The following is an 18,436-nucleotide window of genomic DNA, read 5'->3' as shown; positions in this document are numbered from 1 at the left end:
TACTCACGTCAGCTATCTTCGGCGGCACAATTCAATACCTGGTCAAGATCGAGTAAAGCCCCGCTGCCTGCAGTTCGTCGAGCGCCCGCAACCTCCCGTGACCTCGGCGGATGCCGGCCAGCTACTGAGGCCGGCGCTGGCCCGTCCGCAGCTGCAAAGGTCGGCGTGGTGCTATACCCATCCGGATACCGAACATTCGCGTTCACCGGACCGTTACCGTTGGTACCTATGCACAGCGACCAGGGCGAGTCCGCCTTCACTTGGCAGGGCCGGCGCGAACTGGTGAGCCGGATGCATGATCAGCTCGACGATCTGGTGGCGGCGCGCGACCAGATGGAACAACTGGTGCGGGTCATCGTCGAGATCGGCTCCGATCTGGACCTGGACGTGACGCTGCATCGAGTCCTCAAGGCCGCGATGGAGCTGACCGGTGCCCGCTACGCCGCCCTGGGCATCCGCGCCTCCGACGGGACGCTCGTTTCCTTCGTGCATGCGGGTATCGACGTTCAAACTGCCCGGCGGCTGGGCGATCTCCCGGTCGGCGATGGTTTGCGCGTCGACGACCTGAGCGCCCATCCCGACACCGTCGAGCTGGCCAGACACGAACCGCCGATGCGCGCGCTCCTCGGCATCCCGATTACCGTGCGGGCGGCCAACTTCGGCAGCTTATACCTGGCCGACGACCGGCCCGGGCGGGTGTTCTCCGACACGCAGGAAGGCGCCGTACGCGCCATGGCCACGGCGGCGGCCGCCGCTATTGACAACGCGCGGCTCTTCGAGCGAGAACGTGAATCGGCGAAATGGACGAAGGCCAGCCGCGAGATCACCACCGCGCTGCTGTCGGGCGACCCGCAGACGGGGCCGTTGCAGCTCATCGTGAACTTGGCACTGGAGCTGGCAGGCGCCGAGCAGGCCATCCTGCTGGTTCCGCGGGAGGCCGAAGTGCCTGCCGACAAGGTCGATACCCTGGTCGTCGCCGCGACTGCGGGCCGCTACTCCTCGGAGGTGATCGGTCGACAAGTTCCGATGGAAGGCTCGACCACCGGCGGCGTGGCCCGCCGCGGCCTTCCGCTGATCACCGATTCCTTCCAATACCCGATCGAGGGCTTCACCGATGTCGGTGAACGCTCGGCGATCGTCATGCCGCTGATTGCGGATGACGCGGTGCTTGGCGTCATCGCCGTGGCGCGAGACCCGCACCAACCCGCGTTCGGTAACGATTACCTCGATCTGGTCAGTGACTTCGCCCGGCACGCGGCGATCGCCTTGGCACTGGCGGCGGGCCGCGAACACGCGCTCAACCAGGAACTGGCCCAAGCCGACACCGTCGATGACGCGGTGCAAGCCGCCGCCGAGGAACTGCGCCGGCTCTGGCGGGCGCGCCGCGTTCTGGCCGTCACCTTCCCGACGCAAAACTCCTCGACCGAATCCGCCTATTACACACCGCGAGTGGTATCGGTTGGCGAGCCCGCGCAGTGGGACGACCTGGCGCCGCACATCCAGGCGGCGCTCAGCGCTTTGCGCGACGGAGACCTGCTCACCCCCAATGCGGCGCAACCCGGAACGGCGGGCATAGCGCTGCAGCACCCCGAAGGCGTGCTCGTCGTCTGGATGGACTTGACCGCGCAGCGCCCGTTCACCCTCGAGGACCAGACCTTGCTCACCGTCCTGGCCGGCCGCCTCGGCCAGGGTTTGCAGCGGGTGTACCAGGTCGATCAGCAGCGCGAGACCGCACTGGCATTGCAGCACGCGATCCTGGGTCCCGCCGATCTGCCCAACGGGTTCGCGGTGCGCTATCAGGCCGCGACGCGACCCCTCCAGGTCGGCGGCGACTGGTACGACATCGTCGATTTGGACGACGGGCGCATCGCGTTAGTCGTCGGCGACTGTGTCGGGCATGGTCTGGCCGCCGCGACCGTGATGGGCCAGGTTCGTAGCGCCTGCCGCGCGCTATTGTTCGAAAACGCAAGTCCTAGTGCTGCTCTCGCGGGGATGGATCGCTTTGCCGCGCGGCTGCCCGGCGCACAGTGCACCACCGCGGTCTGTGCGGTGCTCACCCCCGAGACCGGTGAACTGGTCTACTCGAGCGCGGGTCATCCGCCGCCCATCCTGATACACGGAGACGGCAGCACCCAGATCCTCGACGATGGCCACACCATCGCCTTGGGGATACGAGGCGACTGGACTCGCCCCGAAGCTCGCGTTTTCATTCCGGCGCGTTCGACGCTGTTGCTCTACACCGACGGTCTGGTCGAACGTCGCCGCCTTCCGCTCGACCATGGCATCTCCCGCGTCGCGGACGTCGCGCAGGACTCCCGTGCCTCGAAACTGGAGGATCTGGCGAACCAGATCATGTCCCGCGTCGCGCCGCGCGACGGGTATCAGGACGATGTCGTGCTGCTGCTCTACCGCCACCCGGCCCCGCTAGAACTGATGTTTCCCGCCGACGTCAGTCAGCTCGCGCCGACCCGTAATGCTTTGCGCAACTGGTTGACTCGGGCCCGGTTGGACCCCGAGCAGGCCCTGAACGTGCTCGTCGCCGCTGGGGAAGCCGTCGCCAACGCGATCGAGCACGGTCATCGTCATAGACCGCAGGGCACAATCCGGCTGGGGGCGGTCGCACTCGGCGACGAGCTCCAATTGACTATCACCGACACTGGCACGTGGAAGGCTCCGCAACCGGCCTCCTATCCTCATCGCGGCCGGGGCATCCCACTGATGCGAAGCCTCATGGGTGATGTCGAAATACGGCCCGATGCCGGCGGCACCACCGTCCACCTATCCACGAGGATCACCTGATGACCACCCCGCTCACGCTCGATACCGCGCGCGGCAGCGCCGGGAATTTCGTGTTGGTCGCCGCGGGCGAGATAGACATGAGCAATATCGATGCGTTCAGTCGGGCGTTGGCCAGCGCCGCGACGGAGGCCACCGGCGACGACGCAGCATTGCTCGTCGACCTCAGCGCGGTGGAGTACCTGGACAGCGCGGCCATCAGCATCTTGGCCGCTCACGCCGATAGCATCAGGCTCGTCGCGCACCCAATCCTGATGCCCGTCCTCAGGGTCAGCGGTCTCGCCGAACTGACCACCATCGAAGCCGCGCCGCCCACAGCGGGGCAGTGACGCCTGCCACACACCACGTTCGCCCCGCACAACATTCGCGCCAATCCTCGCGTGTCCGTCGAGATCGGCTCGGAACCTGCGAAGCCCGCGATCGCGCGCGAATTGCCGTGTGACGAAAGGGATTCGGTATACCGGGTGGTAGTCGAGCGCGCCCCCGGGTTCGGCGAGTACCAGCAACGCACGGATCGGCTCATCCCGGTCTTCGAATTGGTCACCGACTGAAGGTCTGAAGACACGGGCTGTCAAGGGCGTTCATGCTCGAGTCGACGGGTCATTTGCCGCACAATAATCGGCGCGGGCTTCCTTGCCCCTGCCGCGAATGGACCGGGTGCAACCCGGAGGGCCACGAGGACCAGGCGGGCTACGGGAACTTCACGAGCTCCTGGGTCGTTATGCCGGCTAAGTAACCTGTGAATCCGAGGGGGACAACAGCCGCATGCCACGTACAGACAACGACACCTGGGATCTGGCCACCAGTGTGGGCGCGACCGCGACGATGGTCGCAGCCGCGCGAGCGATCGCGACGAACGCCGACAACCCGCTGATCGAAGACCGTTTCGCCGAGCCGCTGGTGCGTGCCGTCGGGGTGGACTTCTTCACTCGCTGGATATCAGGCGACCTGGTGGCTGCCGACGTAGACGACCACGAGTCGGGCTGGAAGCTCGGACACATGCCCGCCGCAATGGCCGCCCGGACCCGATTCTTCGATTCGTTCTTTCACGCAGCGACGCAGGCTGGGATCCGGCAGGCCGTGATTCTGGCATCGGGCTTGGACGCGCGCGCCTACCGGTTGGCTTGGCCGTCGGATATGACGGTCTTCGAGATCGACCAGCCGCAGGTGATCGAATTCAAGGCCGCCACGCTGGCCAAGCTGGGTGCCGCCCCGCAGGCCGAGCTGCGCACGGTCGCCGTCGATCTGCGCAACGATTGGCCGAAAGCGTTGGCCGAAGCCGGTTTTGACAAGAGTCAACCCACGGCCTGGATCGCGGAGGGACTCTTCGGGTATCTGCCGCCGGAGGCGCAGGATCGACTGCTGGACAACATCACCGCACTCAGCGCCGACGGCAGCTGGCTGGCGTGCGAAGCTATTCCGGACATGTCAGAGGTAGACACCGAGAAAGCGCAGGAGATGATGAGCAGGGCCGCCGCCAAATGGCGTGAGCATGGCTTCGACCTGGAATTCAACGAGCTCGGTTACCAGGGCGAGCGCAATGACGTCGCCGTGTACCTGGACAACCTGGGGTGGCGCTCCGATGGCATTCGGATGAGTGAGCTGTTGGCCGACTCCGGTCTTGATGCCATTCCGCAAACCAACGACTCCGTGTCGATGGCCGACACCATCTACTACAGCTCGGTGCTGAGCAAATGACCGCGCCGCAGCGACGAGGGCTCAATGAGGCCGTCACGCGGATGTGGAGCTTCCTCGCGCCGGTGTACGATCTGCCCTTCCTGCAACGGTGGGTCTACCGACCACCGCACAACGAGGTGATAGCCCAGCTGCGCGACCACGGGGCACGCAAGATCGCTGATATAGCCTGCGGCACAGGCATTTTGAGCGATCGAATCCAGCGCGAACTGCAGCCTGACGAGATCTACGGCGTCGACATGTCCGACGGCATGCTCGGCCAGGCTCGGGCCAGATCTGATCGGGTGCAATGGATGCGCGGCCCGGCGGAGCGGCTTCCGTTTGACGACGGCGCCCTCGATGCGGTCGTGACGACCTCGGCCTTCCACTTCTTCGATCAGCCGGCGGCGCTGCGTGAATTTCATCGTGTGCTGGCTCCCGGTGGCCTGGTGGCCGTTTCGGCGCTGAGCACGCGGCAGCCGCGGCTGCAGTCATCTGCGAACGCTCGATGGAAGCCGCAGCACAACACGTCCGCGCCCGAGATGCGAGCGTTGTTCGAGGACGCCGGGTTCGTCATCACCGATCAACACCGGATCCCGCGCCCGGCGTGGACGGCGCTGGTGTCCGACCTGTTGACCGTCGGCACGAAAAGTTAGAGCCGGCGCCGGGCGTGAAACACCCTCGGCAGCAAGCGAAGACGCCCGCTTCGCCAATTGGCGAAGCGGGCGTCTTGTCAGCTAATCGATCACAGCGGGACCCACACTCCGAAGAGCCAGAAACCCCACTGGTGGAAACCGGGATCCCAGACGGGTGTTTCCTGGTAACCCCAGTAATTGATCGGGCCGTAATCCCAGTGGCCACCGGGCGGGGGGAGCGGTCGATCCCATGCCGGCCGCGGCGGCGCACCCGGTCCCCACGGTCCAGGACCATCGCCCCACGGCGCCCCGCGGAAGTAACCACGTTGGGCGTCCCCATGCCACGGGCCGCCAGGGTGAGGATCCGGTCCACCGAACCCGTTGGGCCCACCGGGGTGATCACCTGGTCCACCCGGCCCGCCGGGGTGATCGCCGGGACCACCCGGTCCACCGGGTCCACCCGGTCCACCGGGGTGATCGCCAGGTCCGCCTGGGCCGCCGGGATGATTTCCCGGTCCACCCGGGCCACCCGGGCCTCCAGGATGATCGCCGGGTCCACCCGGCCCGCCGGGACCACCCGGCCCACCCGGGCCGCCGGGTCCACCCGGGCCGCCGGGATCGTTAGGACCGGTGGGAGCGTGGCCGCCACCAGGTGCCGCCCCGCCGTGATTGCCCGGCGGCTGTGGCGCTCCGGGAGCAGCATTGGCAAATCCGGCGCCCATTCCGAAGGCCGCAGCGCCGAGCGCTCCGGCGATGGACACCCCTCCGACAAGTTGCTTCAACTTCATGATGCTTCACCTATCCACTAGGGATTACTTGCAAGGAAGTTCGTTGGAACACCCCCCGTTACCACCCCGACGCTAAATAGCTTTCCTATGGAACAGCTGTGGCTCGGCCAGTGCAGACCTTTGGGTCCGGCCCACTGACGATGTGTTTGCCGCCGGCACCCGTCCGCCCGTCACCATTGCGCGGCGCGTCCGCCGCGCATTGATTACCAGGCATTTTCACCACGATGGACGCGGACCGACCCGGTGCCGGGGTCTGTTTGGGAAGGCTACGTTGGCTAGTCGGCAAGGGTTTTCATCTATATGGTTGCGGCCGTGTCGAATGCGTCACATCCGCACGAACCCCACGTCGGTTCGGTGTCGTCGAAGCTGAATTGGCTGCGCGCCGGCGTCCTGGGCGCCAACGACGGGATCGTCTCCACCGCAGGCATCGTGGTGGGAGTCGCGGCGGCAACCGCCGAACGCGCGCCGATATTGACCGCCGGCAGCGCCGGACTGGTTGCGGGCGCGGTGTCGATGGCGTTGGGCGAATACGTCTCGGTCAGCACCCAGCGCGACACGGAAAAGGCGCTGTTGAGCCAGGAGCGCCGCGAATTGCGCGATGATCCCGCCGCCGAATTGGACGAGCTCGCGACGCTGTACGAGGCAAAAGGCCTGACGCCGGCGACCGCTCGCACCGTTGCCGAGGAACTCACCGACCACAATCCGCTGCTCGCCCATGCCGAGGTGGAACTGGGGATCAATCCCGAGGAGCTGACGAATCCCTGGCAGGCGGCATCGTCGTCGGCGCTCTCGTTCGCCATTGGTGCCCTGCTGCCGTTGATCGCCATCCTGGTTCCGCCCACGACGTGGAGAGTCCCCATCACGGTCGCCGCGGTACTCGTAGCGCTGGTGATCACTGGTGCGGTCTCGGCGGGATTGGGCGGAGCGCCAAAGGGCCGAGCGGTGCTGCGCAACGCCATCGGCGGCACTCTCGCGTTGGCGATCACCTACGCAATCGGTCATCTGGTGGGCGCCGCAATCAGCTGACCTTCGGGCGTAGTGGACGATGCATCTCCGGCGACTGGAAGCGTAACTGTAATATCGACAGTTGCGGTCCTCAGCCGAGCCCGCGATCCTCTTCCGTGGAGAGTCAAGCAGTGGCCGAGCCCGATATCTTGCCCGATGAAGCTCAATGGGCCGAACCGGTGCCCTACTTTGTGCGCGACGACAATTACTTCGTGCCAACCAAATTCGCGCGCGGGGGCTGGGGGCCGTCGCTCAGCGGACATGTTGTCGGCGGTCTCTTGGCGTGGGCGGTCGAGGATGCGGCTCCCGATGCGCAACTGCAGCCGGCACGGTTGACCGTCGACCTGCCCCGTCCGACCGCGTTGGAGCCGCTCGAGGTACACACGCAGGTCCGACAGGACCGACGCCGATTACGTCTGGTCGAAGCCGCGATCATCCAGGACGGCGCGGTGGTCGCGCAGGCGAGCGCCCTGTTTCTGCGCCGCGGCACGCAGCCCGACGGGCACGTCTGGTCACCACCCGTGCAGATGCCACCGATCCCGCTGGACGAGGACTACTCGACGCTGTTCATGCGCACCTACGGCTGGGGTGCCGATGTCCAGAACCCCGATCCGAACTGGCCTCACACGGACGGCCCGAAATACACCTGGATACACGAGACGCGCCCGCTGATCGACGACGAACCTCTCACCGCCTTCACCCGCGTGGCGATGGCGGGTGACATCACGGCTTCAATTGCCAACTGGGGCACCAACTCCCTGCAATTCATCAACGTCGACTACACGCTCACGCTCAGCCGGCTGCCGGTGGGCGACCACATCGGGCTGGCCTCCCTGACGCATCACAGTCACGACGGGGTGGCCAGCGGCTCGGCGGTCCTGGTGGACGCGAAGGGGCCGATCGGCACCGGCGTGTCCACCGCCATCGCGCACTCGGGGTTCCGCCCACCCGCCACCGAGCCGTCGGCCCGCTAGCCGAAAGGGACTGGCACGGTGACATTCTGGGCTTTGATCGCTGACGCGGCGCGGCGAGGATCGAGCCGGCCGCTGCTGGTCGATGAATACGGGCGAAGCCTGACAGCGCGTCAACTGCACGACGCCGCGTGCGCAACCGCCGCCGCACTCGCCGAGCGGGGCATTCGCGCGGGAACCGTCGTGTCCTGGCAGCTGCCCACCACGCTGGAGACCATGGTGATGATGGCCGCACTGGCCCGGCTCGGGGCCGTGCAGAACCCGATCATCCCCATCCTGCGGGAAAGCGAGGTTGGCTTCATCACCGGCCAACTGCACACCGAATTCCTTGTGGTGCCGCAGCTTTGGCGCGGCTTCGGATACGGGGACCTGGCCCGAGCATTGTCGGCGGACAGAGGATTCGACGTCATCACCCTCGATCTGGCAACGCCGCCGGCCGGTGCGCTGCGCCTGCCCGGCGCCGCCGTCGACGCCCTCCCGGCGCCACCAAGTTCCGCCGATGAGGCTCGTTGGATCTACTACTCCTCGGGAACCACCGCGGCCCCCAAAGGGATCCGTCATAGCGATACCTCGGTCATCGCCGGCTCGGCGGGAGTGGTGGGCATGGTGGGCGCCAACAGCACAGATGTGGATCCGGTCGCCTTCCCGATCGCCCACATCGGTGGGGCCGCGATGCTCGCCACCGCGCTGTTGACCGGCATGCGGTTGGCCCTGTTCGAGGCGTTCGACCCGGCTACCACACCGTGGGCCATCGCCGCGCACAATCCGACTTTCCTGGGCACCGCGACCCCATTCTTCGTCGCGTTCCTCGAAGCCCAACGGACGCAGGGTGATCGGCCGCTGTTCCCGTCGGTGCGGGGCTGCCTGGCCGGCGGCGCGCCCATCACGGCCGAACTGGGACGTCAGGTCCGCGAAACCTTCGGCCTGGCCGGAATCGCGAATGCCTGGGGGATGACGGAGTTTCCATGCGCGACCTCGCCTTCGCTGACCGCGGCGCCCGAGGTGCTCGACCATACGGTCGGCCCGCCGGTCCCCGGCGTCGAGGTGCGCGTGGTCGACTGCGAGGGCGCAGAGGTGGGCGCCGGACGCGAGGGGGAGCTGCGGCTCAAAGGACCTCAATGCTTCCTCGGCTACGCCGACCCGACGCTTGACGCCGATGCGTTCGACAGCGACGGCTGGCTGCGCACAGGCGATCTCGGCCTGATCGACGCGAACGGCAACGTCCGCGTCACGGGCCGCACCAAGGACGCCATCATCCGTAATGCGGAGAACATCTCGGCACTGGAAATCGAGAATGCGCTCGCCACGCATCCGGCCGTCGCCGATGTCGCCGTCATCGGAATTCCCGACCCGCGCACCGGCGAACGCGTCTGTGCCGTCGTGGTTCCCGCGACGGCATGCGAGGTGTCTTTGGAATCCCTTGTGCGACATTGCCAATCGCGCGGTCTCAGCCGATACAAACACCCCGAGCATCTGGTGGTCGTCGAAACGCTGCCGCGCAATCAATTCGGCAAGGTGATCAAGAAGAAGCTGCGCGAGACCTTTGGGTGAATCGCGCGGCGCCGCCGGACGCCTACAGCCCCTTGGGCGCGTCCCGGACGGCCTGCACCGCGGCGGCGTCGCCGTCGAATTCGACCTTGGCCTGTCGCCCGACCGAGAACAGCAGCAGCTCCTCGGGCGCCCCGGTCACCGTCACCGCCGGCCCCTGGCCCGCGGTGAGCACCGTCTTGCCCTCCGGGGTGCGCAACGCCAGCCGGCCTGGCGTCTTGGCGAGTGTGAGCCGGGCCATCAACGGCAGGGTCCGCCGCAACACCTTGCTCAGCGCGGGCTCCAGCGAGCGCGGCTGCCAGCCCGGCTGCGCTCGGCGCACATCCTCGTGGTGGATGAACATCTCGGCCACATTGGCCAGGGGGTCGAGCAGTTTGAAAGGCGAGTAGGCCGGCGGTCCGGCGGCGACCTTGCTAACAAGCTCGTCCCAGTCGTTCTGCTCAGCCACCTGGTTCTGCACCTTCTCGGTGTGGGATGCGAAGAAGGGGATCAAAATGCCGGGCGCCGCGTCTGGGCGGTACTCACGGATCACCAGGTGGGCGGCCAAGTCCCGCGTCTTCCATCCCTCGCACAGGGTGGGCGCATCCGGCCCCACGCCGCGCATGGTCTCCACAAGGGCGGCACGTTCGCGTTGAGCAACAGACATCCGTTCAGCCTAGAGCCGGTCACCCCGGGAGAGCACGGGGTTACCGCGCACCACGCGTCGGCGGCTCGGTAAATTTGGGACGTCATGTTGTCGAAGGGAATCTCATGAGCGCGCACGTTGAGCAGTTGGAGTTTCAGGCAGAGGCTCGCCAGCTGCTGGACCTGATGGTCCACTCCGTCTACTCCAACAAGGACTCGTTCCTGCGAGAGTTGATCTCCAACGCTTCCGATGCTTTGGACAAGCTGCGGCTAGAAGCGTTCCGGAACAAGGACCTCGACGTCGACACCTCCGACCTGCACATCGAAATCGACGTCGACAAGGACGCGCGCACCCTGACCATCCGTGACAACGGCATCGGGATGACCCGCGCCGAAGTGGTCGACCTGATCGGCACGCTGGCCAAGTCCGGCACCGCCGAGCTGCGCAAACAACTGCGCGAGGCCAAGAACGCCGCGGCTTCCGAGGAACTCATCGGTCAGTTCGGGATCGGTTTCTACTCGAGCTTCATGGTCGCCGATAAGGTCGAACTGCTCACCCGCAAGGCCGGCGAGAGCGACGCCACCAGATGGGAATCGAGCGGCGAGGGCACCTACACCATCGAGTCGGTGGACGACGCCCCGCAGGGAACGTCGGTCACCCTGCACCTCAAGCCCGAGGACGCCGAGGACGAGCTGCACGACTACACCGCGGACTTCAAGATCAGAAGCCTGGTCAAGAAGTACTCCGACTTCATCGCATGGCCCATCCGGATGGAGGTCGTGCGAAGCACGCCCGCGACGGAGGAGGGCGGCGAGGCGACCGTCACGATCGAGACCGAGACCCTCAACTCGATGAAGGCCCTGTGGGCCAGGCCCAAAGAAGAGGTCTCCGAGGAGGAGTACAAGGAGTTCTACAAGCACATCGCGCACGCCTGGGACGACCCGCTCGAGGTCATCGCGATGCGGGCCGAAGGCACGTTCGAGTACCAGGCACTGCTGTTCATCCCTTCGCACGCCCCGTTCGACCTGTTCAACCGGGACGCCCAGACCGGGATCCAGCTCTACGTCAAGCGCGTGTTCATCATGGCCGACTGCGACGAGCTCATGCCCGAATATCTGCGCTTCGTCAAGGGCGTCGTTGACGCGCAGGACATGTCGCTGAACGTGTCGCGCGAGATCTTGCAACAGGATCGGCAGATCAAGGCCATCCGGCGCCGGTTGACCAAGAAGGTCCTCTCCACGATCAAGGACCTGCAGTCGGAGCGCCCGGAGGACTACCGCACCTTCTGGACCCAATTCGGCAGGGTCGTCAAGGAGGGGCTGATGTCCGACTTCGACAATCGAGAGACGCTGCTGCAGCTCTCCTCGTTCGCCTCGACCCACAGCGAGGAGGAAGCCACCACGCTCGCCGAGTACGTGGAGCGCATGAAAGAGGGCCAGACGCAGATCTTCTACGCCACGGGGGAGTCGCGTCAGCAGATACTGAAGTCGCCGCACCTCGAGGCGTTCAAAGCCAAGGGTTACGAGGTGCTGCTGCTCACCGACCCAGTCGACGAGGTGTGGGTGGGCAGCGTGACCGAGTTCGACGGCAAGCCGCTGCAGTCCATCGCCAAGGGCGAAGTGGACCTCAGCGCCGAGGGCGACGAGAGCGAGGCCGAGCGCGAGGAGCAGCAGAAGGAATTCGCCGACCTGCTCACCTGGCTCAAGGAGACCCTGACCGATCACGTCAAGGAAGTTCGGCTGTCGAACCGCCTGACGGACTCGCCCGCCTGCCTGATCACCGACGCCTTCGGGATCACGCCGGCGCTCGCGCGCATGTACCGCGCCTCCGGGCAGGCCGTTCCGGTGGGCAAACGGATCCTCGAACTCAACCCCAACCACCCGCTCGTTACCGGTCTGCGCCAAGCGCACCAGGACCGCGGCGACGATCCCTCGGTGGCGGAGACCGCGGAATTGCTCTACGGCACAGCGCTTCTTGCCGAGGGCGGCGCGCTCGACGATCCGGCAAGGTTTGCCGAGATTCTCGCCGGCCGGCTGGCCCGCACGGTGTAACCGGGCTTCACCGGCAAATAAGCGATTTCGCCGATTGAAAACTCGCTGGCAGGGATAATGAGATCCCATGCCTGAGTTTCGCGTTCTCGACCCACGTGGCCGGGTCGTCGCGACGAAGAGTTTCGCCAATGCGGAGGCCGCGCATGCCTGGTTCGTCAACTCGGTCGGCGGCGACACCGAGCTGGGTTGGCGGATGGAGGTCAACGACGACGGGCAATGGGCATTCTTCGATGACACCGAAGGCTTCACCGCCCCGGTGAGCCGGCGGCCAACCAAACGCTGATCCGCTGCCTCCGGCCGGCGACCACGCGACGACGCGCCCGGACTCGCTCGACGTACGCTCCCACCATGCATGTCGACGCGATGACGACTCCCCAGCCGCTCGGCCAAATCGGTGACCTTGCCCGGCGGACGCAATCCGCCGGATTCTCCGGCCTGTTGTTCACCGAGACCGGCCGCACCGCATACCTGAATGCTGCCGTAGCCTCGCAGGCCGCGCCTGACCTCGAATTGTCGACGGGCGTTGCGGTGGCCTTCCCGCGTAGCCCCTTCGTCACCGCCGCCGCGGCATGGGAGCTGCAGGAAGCCACCAAGGGGAAGTTCCGGCTGGGCCTCGGGACGCAGGTGCGCACCCACGTGGTGCGGCGCTACGGCACCGCCTTCGAGCGGCCCGGGCCCCGGCTGCGCGACTACTTGCTTGCGGTCAAAGCCTGCTTCGCGGCGTTTCGCTCAGGGACACTCGACCACCACGGTGACTTCTACGATCTCGACTTCATCACCCCGCAGTGGAGCCCGGGGCCCATCGACGCTCCGGACCCCAAAGTCGATATCGCAGCGGTCAATCCGTGGATGCTGCGGATGGCGGGTGAGGTTGCCGACGGCCTGCACGTCCACCCCATCGGCGAACCGGGCTACCTGGCCCGGCACGTGCTGCCGACGGTCGCCGAAGGGGCGGCGAAAGCAGGCCGGTCGCCGTCGGACGTCGCGATCATCGTGCCCGTCATGACGATCGTCGGTGACACCGACGAAGAGCTCGACAAGCAACGTGAAGTGGTGCGCGCCAGCATGGCGTTCTACGGCAGCACGCCCAACTACGCGTTCATCTGGGATGAGGCGGGTTTCGAGGGCACGACCGCCCGGATCCGGGAGAAGCAGAAGGCCGGAGACTTCGCCGGGATGGCGGCTCAGGTCAGCGACGATCACATCGCGGTGTTCGCGACCGAGTCGACCTGGGATGGGCTGGCCGACGCGCTGGTCGCGAAATACGCAGGGATGGCAACGCGATTGGTGATGTACAACGCCGTCGCCGATCTGGAGCGCTTCGAGCGGTACGGCGAGGTGGCTCGCCGGGTGCAAACGGTCAGCGGCTGAGCTGGATGGCCTTGACCACGAGCAGCAGCGCGCCGGCGACCAGATAGGTGCGCAGCGCGATCATGCCCAGTCGCGTGCCGGGCGACCAGACGACCGGCTCGAGCAGCGTCAGCGGTGGCATGCGCCAGGTGCTGCGGTCGACACCGCGGGCCGGGAAGCGTGCGACGGGTCGCGCGGGTTGGCGGCGGGCCATCCAGCGCAGCGCGGGTGTGGCCGCGGCCGCGAAGACCACCATGGTCGCCACCAGGTAACCGGACACCACCACGACATCGATTTTGGGAAACAGCGTGGTGGCCATCAAGATTCCCGAGAGCAGCAGTAGCGTGCCCACGATCAGCCCGGCGACCCAGTTCAGCCAGGGCCGATTTACCCAGGGGCCCAATACTTCTCGATCGTTGCACAACAGCAGCAGGAATACGCTGGCGCTGGGCAGCAGTAGACCGGCGAGGGCCTGCACGGCGGTGGTGATCAGCCCGAGTGGGGCGCCGGGAATCAGGACGATCGCGGCGGCCAGCACCACCATTGCGGTGTAGGACAGGTAGAACTGTTTGGCGTCGGAGAAGCCGCGGTGCAGTGAGTGTTTCAGCCCGAAGACGTCGCCGAAGGCGTAACTGGTGGCCAGGGTGACGGCGGCGGCACCGATGATCGAAGCGTCCATCAGCACGATCGCGAAAATCCAGCCGAGCGTCTCGCGATGCTGGCCGAGCAGATGGGCGATGGCGCCGGCGTCGGTGAAGCCACCCACGGTGTTGGTGGAGCGCGCGGCCCAGTCGCCGGTCATCACCAACGCGGCGGCGCCGACCACCACGACGAAGGCGCCCAGCACGGTGTCCGCGCGTTCGTAGGCCATGAACCGGGGAGTGATGCGCTTGTCAACGACATTGGACTGCTGGAAAAACAGCTGCCACGGAGCGACGGTGGTGCCGACGATCGCGATGATCAGCAGCACCGCGTCCGAGCTGATTCCGCCCGAAATGCTGGGCACGACAAAGGACTTCGCCGCATTTATCCACTGTGGATGCGACATCAACAGCATCGGGATCTGCAGTAGCGTGACGGCGATGAACACGAACATGGCCCGCTCCCATCGACGGAAGCTGCCGCTGGCCATGATCGCCACCAACGCCACCGCCGAGACCGGTACCACAACGTATTTGGAGACGCCGATGTACTCGGCGGCCAGGCTGATGCCGATGAACTCGGTGACGATGGTCAAGAAGTTGAGCAAGAACAGGTCGCCGACCGAAAACCAGCCCCAGCCGCGACCGAAGCGTTCGTTGATCAGGCGGGCGTGTCCGACGCCGGTGACCGCGCCGAGCCGGACCACCATTTCTTGGTTGACGATGAGCACGGGGATCAGCAGCAGTAATACCCACAGCAGTGAGTAGCCGTAGTTCTGGCCGGCTTGGGCGTAGGTGGCAACCCCGCCCGCGTCGTTGTCGCCGACCATCACGATGATTCCGGGCCCGACGATCGCGAGCAGGGTCAGCAGCCGCGTCCGCCAGGTCCGGGCATGCTCGGTCTCGCCGACGCTGATGCGTCCGAACGCGCCCTCGATATCCCCCACGTGAGCGCTGTCCAGGACGGCGGTGCGCCGCGGCTGCGCCGGCTCGGAGCGCTGAACGTCGACGCCCGGCCCGTCGGCCTGGGCGGGGTCCTCGCCACCGGGGCTCACTGCGGGCTACCTCCCGTTGGCGGTGCGTCACGGCCGTCGGCGACGATTTCGCGGATGGGGCGGGGCGCGGGCTCGCGGCGGCGCCAGTCCTCGGGGATGGTCGCCTCCAGCACGTCGTCGACGGTGACCACCCCGAGTAGGCGGTCCTGCTCGTCGACGACAGGTATGGAGTAGAGATTGAAATCGGCCATCAGCAGCGCGATATCGGTCAGGTCCGCGTCGGCGTTAACCCGTACCGGGTCGGAATCCATTAGCGCGCCGAGCTTTTCGGCGGGATCGACCTGCAACAGGGTGATCACGGAAACGACGCCGTCAAGACGTTGGTCCTCGTCGAGCACGTGCACCTTGATCAGGGCTTCCGGCTGAATGCTGTGCGACGCGGCGATCAACGCCAACGCCTCGCCGGCGGTGGCGGCGGGCGAACACGTCACCGAGTCGACATTCATCAGACCGCCGGCACTTTCGGGGTTGAACCCCATCAAGGTGATGACCTTGGTGCGCTGTGGGGCCGGCATCAGCTCGAGCACGCGCCGGCGCCGGGACTGGCGCAGGTCGGCGATCGCATCGGCGGCGTCGTCGGCGCGCATCCGGCCGAGCAGCGCGGCGACCTCGTTGTCCGGCATGTTATCGAGCAACCGACTGGCCTTCTCCGGGTCGAGTTCTTCGAAGACGTCGGCTTCCAATTCGGGGTCGCTGTGCACGCGGTCGAGGATCTCGCCGCCCTCGGCCTTGTCCGCTTCCTCGAGAAGATCGGCGATCTCTGCGGCTTTGAGCTCGCCGAACCGGTCCGAGAGGCGTCGGACCGCATCCGAACGGGCGTGGCCGATCAGCGGCTCGAATGCCTTCCAATCGCGAGACGCATGCCCGCCCGAATGCTTGATCAGCCCGAACAATCGCGGTGGGCGGCGGGTGTCCAGGCGGGTGACCATCCAGCCTTGGCCGGTCTGTTCCAGCTCGACGTCGTAGGCGCGCACCAGCTCGACGGTGGCCACGTCGATCAGCCGGTGGCCCAACACGTCGGTGCGCAACAACACCTCACCCTCGCGGCGTTCGAACCCGCGAAGGTCAATTTTGTTCTTGGTCAACAGAACTCGGTCCACGGAGTATGCGTCGATGGATTTGTCGCCGATGAAGACCCGGCGTCCGCCGACCCCGGCGACTATCCCGGCCACGCGGGGGTACTCCTCCGCCCCGCCCAGCCGCACGATCACGTCCTCGACCCGGCCCACCGTTTCGCCGGAACGGGATAGCACGGGCGCACGCAACAGCTGGGAGAGGTGGATTACCGGCTGCCCGGCGCGCGGCTTCGACGCCTTTTCCGATGTGCTCATCTATCCCTCCTCAAGGCGGTACGACCGAACCCGCGGCCAACCTACCCCGAAACCAGGTATCGCGGCGCCGCGCGGCGTGAATTCGATCGTTGCACCGTCTCGGCGGCCACACCATACGCGCGCGGCGTCGCGGATGGCTACCGTCAACAAGTAAACGGCAGAAGGCTATTGGGTTTTTTACGTTGCGGGGGCGTGCTTTTGGTCATTCGGCGGCGTGTCGCTGGCCTGGCTGTGGGCCAGCGCCACCGTCGCCGCCGCCATCAGGCCTATCGACAAGCCCAGGGCCACCCAGCCTATGTCGTTGCTGTGCAGCGTCTCTCCCAGCACGGTGACGCCCAGCAGCGAGCCGACGATGGGCTCGGCGACGGTGACCGCCGGGAGCGAGGCGGTGAGCGGCCCGGCCCGAAATGCCGACTGTTCCCAGGCGGTAGCCGCGACCGCGATCACCACCCACACGTACAACTCGGGTGCGCGCAACAAGGCTGGGATGCCGCGGTCGAGTTGGTCGACCACACCTTTGGTCAACACCGAAAACAGTCCCCACAGCGAACCGGACATCAGCCCCAGCAACAAAGCGCCCACCGAACCCGGGAACATCCGCGCTCCAATCACACACAGGATCAGCGCCGGGCCCATCACCAGCGCCACGATGGTCCACGTCTGCGCCGAGCCGCGCGGTGTCCCCTGCTGGGGGTCGCCGACGGTCACCACCACCGCCACCGCGGCGGCGAGCAAGACCGCCCAAATCGCTTGCTGGCGAGTGATTCTGCGATGATTCGCCCTCGCGCTGATGAGCAATGCGAACAGCAACGAGGTCACCAGGAGCGCCTGCACCAGTACCACCGAGCCCAGGCCCAGTGCCGCGGCCTGGAACCCGAAACCGGCCGCGGCCACCAGGCTGCCCACCCACCATCTCCGGTCGCGCAGCAGCCGGCGGAACAGGGTGAAGGTGCCGACTGATTGATCGGTGACCTGCTGAGCGGATCGCTGCTGGGCGACGTCTCCGGCGCCCACCATCAGCGCGGCCGCCAGCGCGAGCAATGCGGCGATGTCTGCCTTATCCAAGCGGCCCTCCTGTGTAATCAGCCGATCTCAAGTCTTAGCGTGCGCGGTTGACGAGTTCAATCGGCTGGCTCGACGAGGAGTCGCGGCCCTAGACTTCTGCACGTACGCGGTCGACGGTGGCGGAGGCCGAAGCCGCTTATCCGCAAGGAGATACACGCCATGGACGAAACGACTTCCAGGATCGGCGTGATGGCTACCGAGGCGCTCGATCTACTCATCGACGCCGTCGACCGGATAGCGCCGGACAGCTGGTCGCAGCCGTCTAATTTAGAGGGCTGGAGTGTGCGCGATCTGGTTGGCCATGTCACCGGCAGCGCGGCCAAAATTGCGACCCTCGTGGAGAACGGCGAGATCTGGGACCGGCCCTCGCAACCCTCGGACTGGGTATGCGAGGATCCGGCGGCGCGGCTTCGCGAGCTGGCGACGCGCTTGGCGGACGCCCTGCCCAACGCCGACATGGATGGGATGCGGACCTCGCCGGAAGGTGAGGTTCCTCTGCGTCGGGCGCTGACGTATCCGGTCTCGGACCTGGCCATGCACGCCTGGGACGTCCATCGCTCACAGGGGCGACTGATCGAATTGCCTGCCGACCTGCTGGCGATGTGCCGCGACCTGGTGGAGTCGGTGCCGGAGGGGATGTTGCGGCGACCGGGCGGGTTCGGTCCGGCGCAAACCGCGCCGGCGGATGCGACGCCGACCGCCCGGCTCATGGCGTATCTCGGCCGCTCCGTCGATGCGGGATAAGATCAACCCTGTGGGATTCGCTTGTCCCGCAGCTGATTTCGTCATGAAGTCGGTCACAGCTGTAACACCAGTTCCCCCAGCGGGCTATGCAGGAGTTGCCCGCCTCTGAGCGACAACCCGGCCGAGGAAGCGCGGTGCCGGCCGCCCAGCGCGCTCG

The 18,436-nt window shown here is 66.4% G+C and carries 16 protein-coding genes and 1 pseudogene; 12 read left to right on the top strand and 5 right to left on the bottom strand.

All coding sequences use genetic code 11. The annotated features are described in order from the left end of the window. Positions 1–228: 228 nt before the first annotated feature. The 5 genes and pseudogenes from AC5Y7E_RS19085 to AC5Y7E_RS19065 all read left to right on the top strand — a co-directional run bounded on the left by AC5Y7E_RS19085 (position 229) and on the right by AC5Y7E_RS19065 (position 5,126). Positions 229–2,799: a SpoIIE family protein phosphatase gene (locus AC5Y7E_RS19085; protein ID WP_499950347.1), complete on the top strand. Its 2,571-nt coding sequence runs from the start codon at positions 229–231 to the stop codon at positions 2,797–2,799. Continuing rightward, a complete protein-coding gene (locus tag AC5Y7E_RS19080) occupies positions 2,799–3,125 on the top strand; it encodes an STAS domain-containing protein (protein ID WP_499915640.1) in 327 nt (108 codons plus the stop codon). Before AC5Y7E_RS19085 ends, AC5Y7E_RS19080 begins: the two co-directional genes overlap by 1 nt. A gap of 27 nt (positions 3,126–3,152) precedes the next feature. Beyond that, positions 3,153–3,347: pseudogene (locus tag AC5Y7E_RS19075) on the top strand (nitroreductase/quinone reductase family protein); the annotation flags it as partial. Between the two features lie 214 nt (positions 3,348–3,561). Beyond that, positions 3,562–4,494 (top strand): SAM-dependent methyltransferase, encoded by a 933-nt coding sequence (locus AC5Y7E_RS19070; protein WP_499950346.1) that lies wholly within the window; start codon positions 3,562–3,564, stop codon positions 4,492–4,494. Next, a complete protein-coding gene (locus AC5Y7E_RS19065; protein WP_499950344.1) occupies positions 4,491–5,126 on the top strand; it encodes a class I SAM-dependent methyltransferase in 636 nt (211 codons plus the stop codon). Before AC5Y7E_RS19070 ends, AC5Y7E_RS19065 begins: the two co-directional genes overlap by 4 nt. 89 nt (positions 5,127–5,215) lie before the next feature. Here the strand turns inward: AC5Y7E_RS19065 and AC5Y7E_RS19060 are convergent, their stop codons facing one another. After that, complete coding sequence (locus tag AC5Y7E_RS19060) at positions 5,216–5,893, bottom strand: chitin-binding protein (RefSeq protein ID WP_499950343.1); 678 nt, start codon at positions 5,891–5,893, stop codon at positions 5,216–5,218. Between the two features lie 312 nt (positions 5,894–6,205). Between AC5Y7E_RS19060 and AC5Y7E_RS19055 the strand changes: the two genes are divergently transcribed. From AC5Y7E_RS19055 to AC5Y7E_RS19045, 3 genes are all read left to right on the top strand, one after another. Then, entirely contained in the window at positions 6,206–6,919 is a 714-nt protein-coding gene (locus AC5Y7E_RS19055; protein WP_499950342.1) for a VIT1/CCC1 transporter family protein, read from the top strand. 110 nt (positions 6,920–7,029) lie between these two features. Further along, a complete protein-coding gene (locus AC5Y7E_RS19050; RefSeq protein WP_499950339.1) occupies positions 7,030–7,872 on the top strand; it encodes a thioesterase family protein in 843 nt (280 codons plus the stop codon). Between the two features lie 18 nt (positions 7,873–7,890). After that, positions 7,891–9,420, top strand: coding sequence for a class I adenylate-forming enzyme family protein (locus tag AC5Y7E_RS19045; RefSeq protein ID WP_499950335.1), 1,530 nt, complete (start codon positions 7,891–7,893; stop codon positions 9,418–9,420). A gap of 22 nt (positions 9,421–9,442) precedes the next feature. Here the strand turns inward: AC5Y7E_RS19045 and AC5Y7E_RS19040 are convergent, their stop codons facing one another. Continuing rightward, positions 9,443–10,063: a TIGR03085 family metal-binding protein gene (locus AC5Y7E_RS19040; protein ID WP_499950334.1), complete on the bottom strand. Its 621-nt coding sequence runs from the start codon at positions 10,061–10,063 to the stop codon at positions 9,443–9,445. Between the two features lie 104 nt (positions 10,064–10,167). Here AC5Y7E_RS19040 and htpG point away from each other — a divergent pair, with 104 nt between their 5' ends. The 3 genes from htpG to AC5Y7E_RS19025 all read left to right on the top strand — a co-directional run bounded on the left by htpG (position 10,168) and on the right by AC5Y7E_RS19025 (position 13,464). Further along, a complete protein-coding gene (htpG, locus tag AC5Y7E_RS19035) occupies positions 10,168–12,093 on the top strand; it encodes a molecular chaperone HtpG (protein WP_499950332.1) in 1,926 nt (641 codons plus the stop codon). Between the two features lie 67 nt (positions 12,094–12,160). Beyond that, positions 12,161–12,376: a hypothetical protein gene (locus tag AC5Y7E_RS19030; protein WP_499915658.1), complete on the top strand. Its 216-nt coding sequence runs from the start codon at positions 12,161–12,163 to the stop codon at positions 12,374–12,376. A gap of 65 nt (positions 12,377–12,441) precedes the next feature. Next, positions 12,442–13,464 (top strand): TIGR03617 family F420-dependent LLM class oxidoreductase, encoded by a 1,023-nt coding sequence (locus tag AC5Y7E_RS19025; RefSeq protein WP_499950331.1) that lies wholly within the window; start codon positions 12,442–12,444, stop codon positions 13,462–13,464. On the opposite strand, the gene AC5Y7E_RS19020 is transcribed toward AC5Y7E_RS19025, so the two are convergent. The 3 genes from AC5Y7E_RS19020 to AC5Y7E_RS19010 form a co-directional block, all read right to left on the bottom strand. Continuing rightward, positions 13,454–15,031 (bottom strand): NRAMP family divalent metal transporter, encoded by a 1,578-nt coding sequence (locus AC5Y7E_RS19020; protein WP_499950497.1) that lies wholly within the window; start codon positions 15,029–15,031, stop codon positions 13,454–13,456. The two genes, AC5Y7E_RS19025 and AC5Y7E_RS19020, sit on opposite strands and share 11 nt — an antisense overlap. 104 nt (positions 15,032–15,135) lie before the next feature. Continuing rightward, positions 15,136–16,470, bottom strand: coding sequence for a magnesium transporter MgtE N-terminal domain-containing protein (locus tag AC5Y7E_RS19015; protein WP_499950329.1), 1,335 nt, complete (start codon positions 16,468–16,470; stop codon positions 15,136–15,138). 177 nt (positions 16,471–16,647) lie between these two features. Beyond that, positions 16,648–17,535, bottom strand: coding sequence for a DMT family transporter (locus AC5Y7E_RS19010; RefSeq protein ID WP_499950328.1), 888 nt, complete (start codon positions 17,533–17,535; stop codon positions 16,648–16,650). Positions 17,536–17,694: 159 nt separating this feature from the next. On the opposite strand from AC5Y7E_RS19010, the gene AC5Y7E_RS19005 reads away from it, so the two are divergent. Next, a complete protein-coding gene (locus AC5Y7E_RS19005) occupies positions 17,695–18,279 on the top strand; it encodes a TIGR03086 family metal-binding protein (RefSeq protein WP_499950325.1) in 585 nt (194 codons plus the stop codon). Positions 18,280–18,436 lie beyond the last annotated feature (157 nt).

This window comes from Mycobacterium sp. NGS17 (assembly GCF_059813205.1).
Note: the sequence above shows the minus strand (reverse complement) of the source record. Positions and strands in the feature narration are given on the sequence as shown.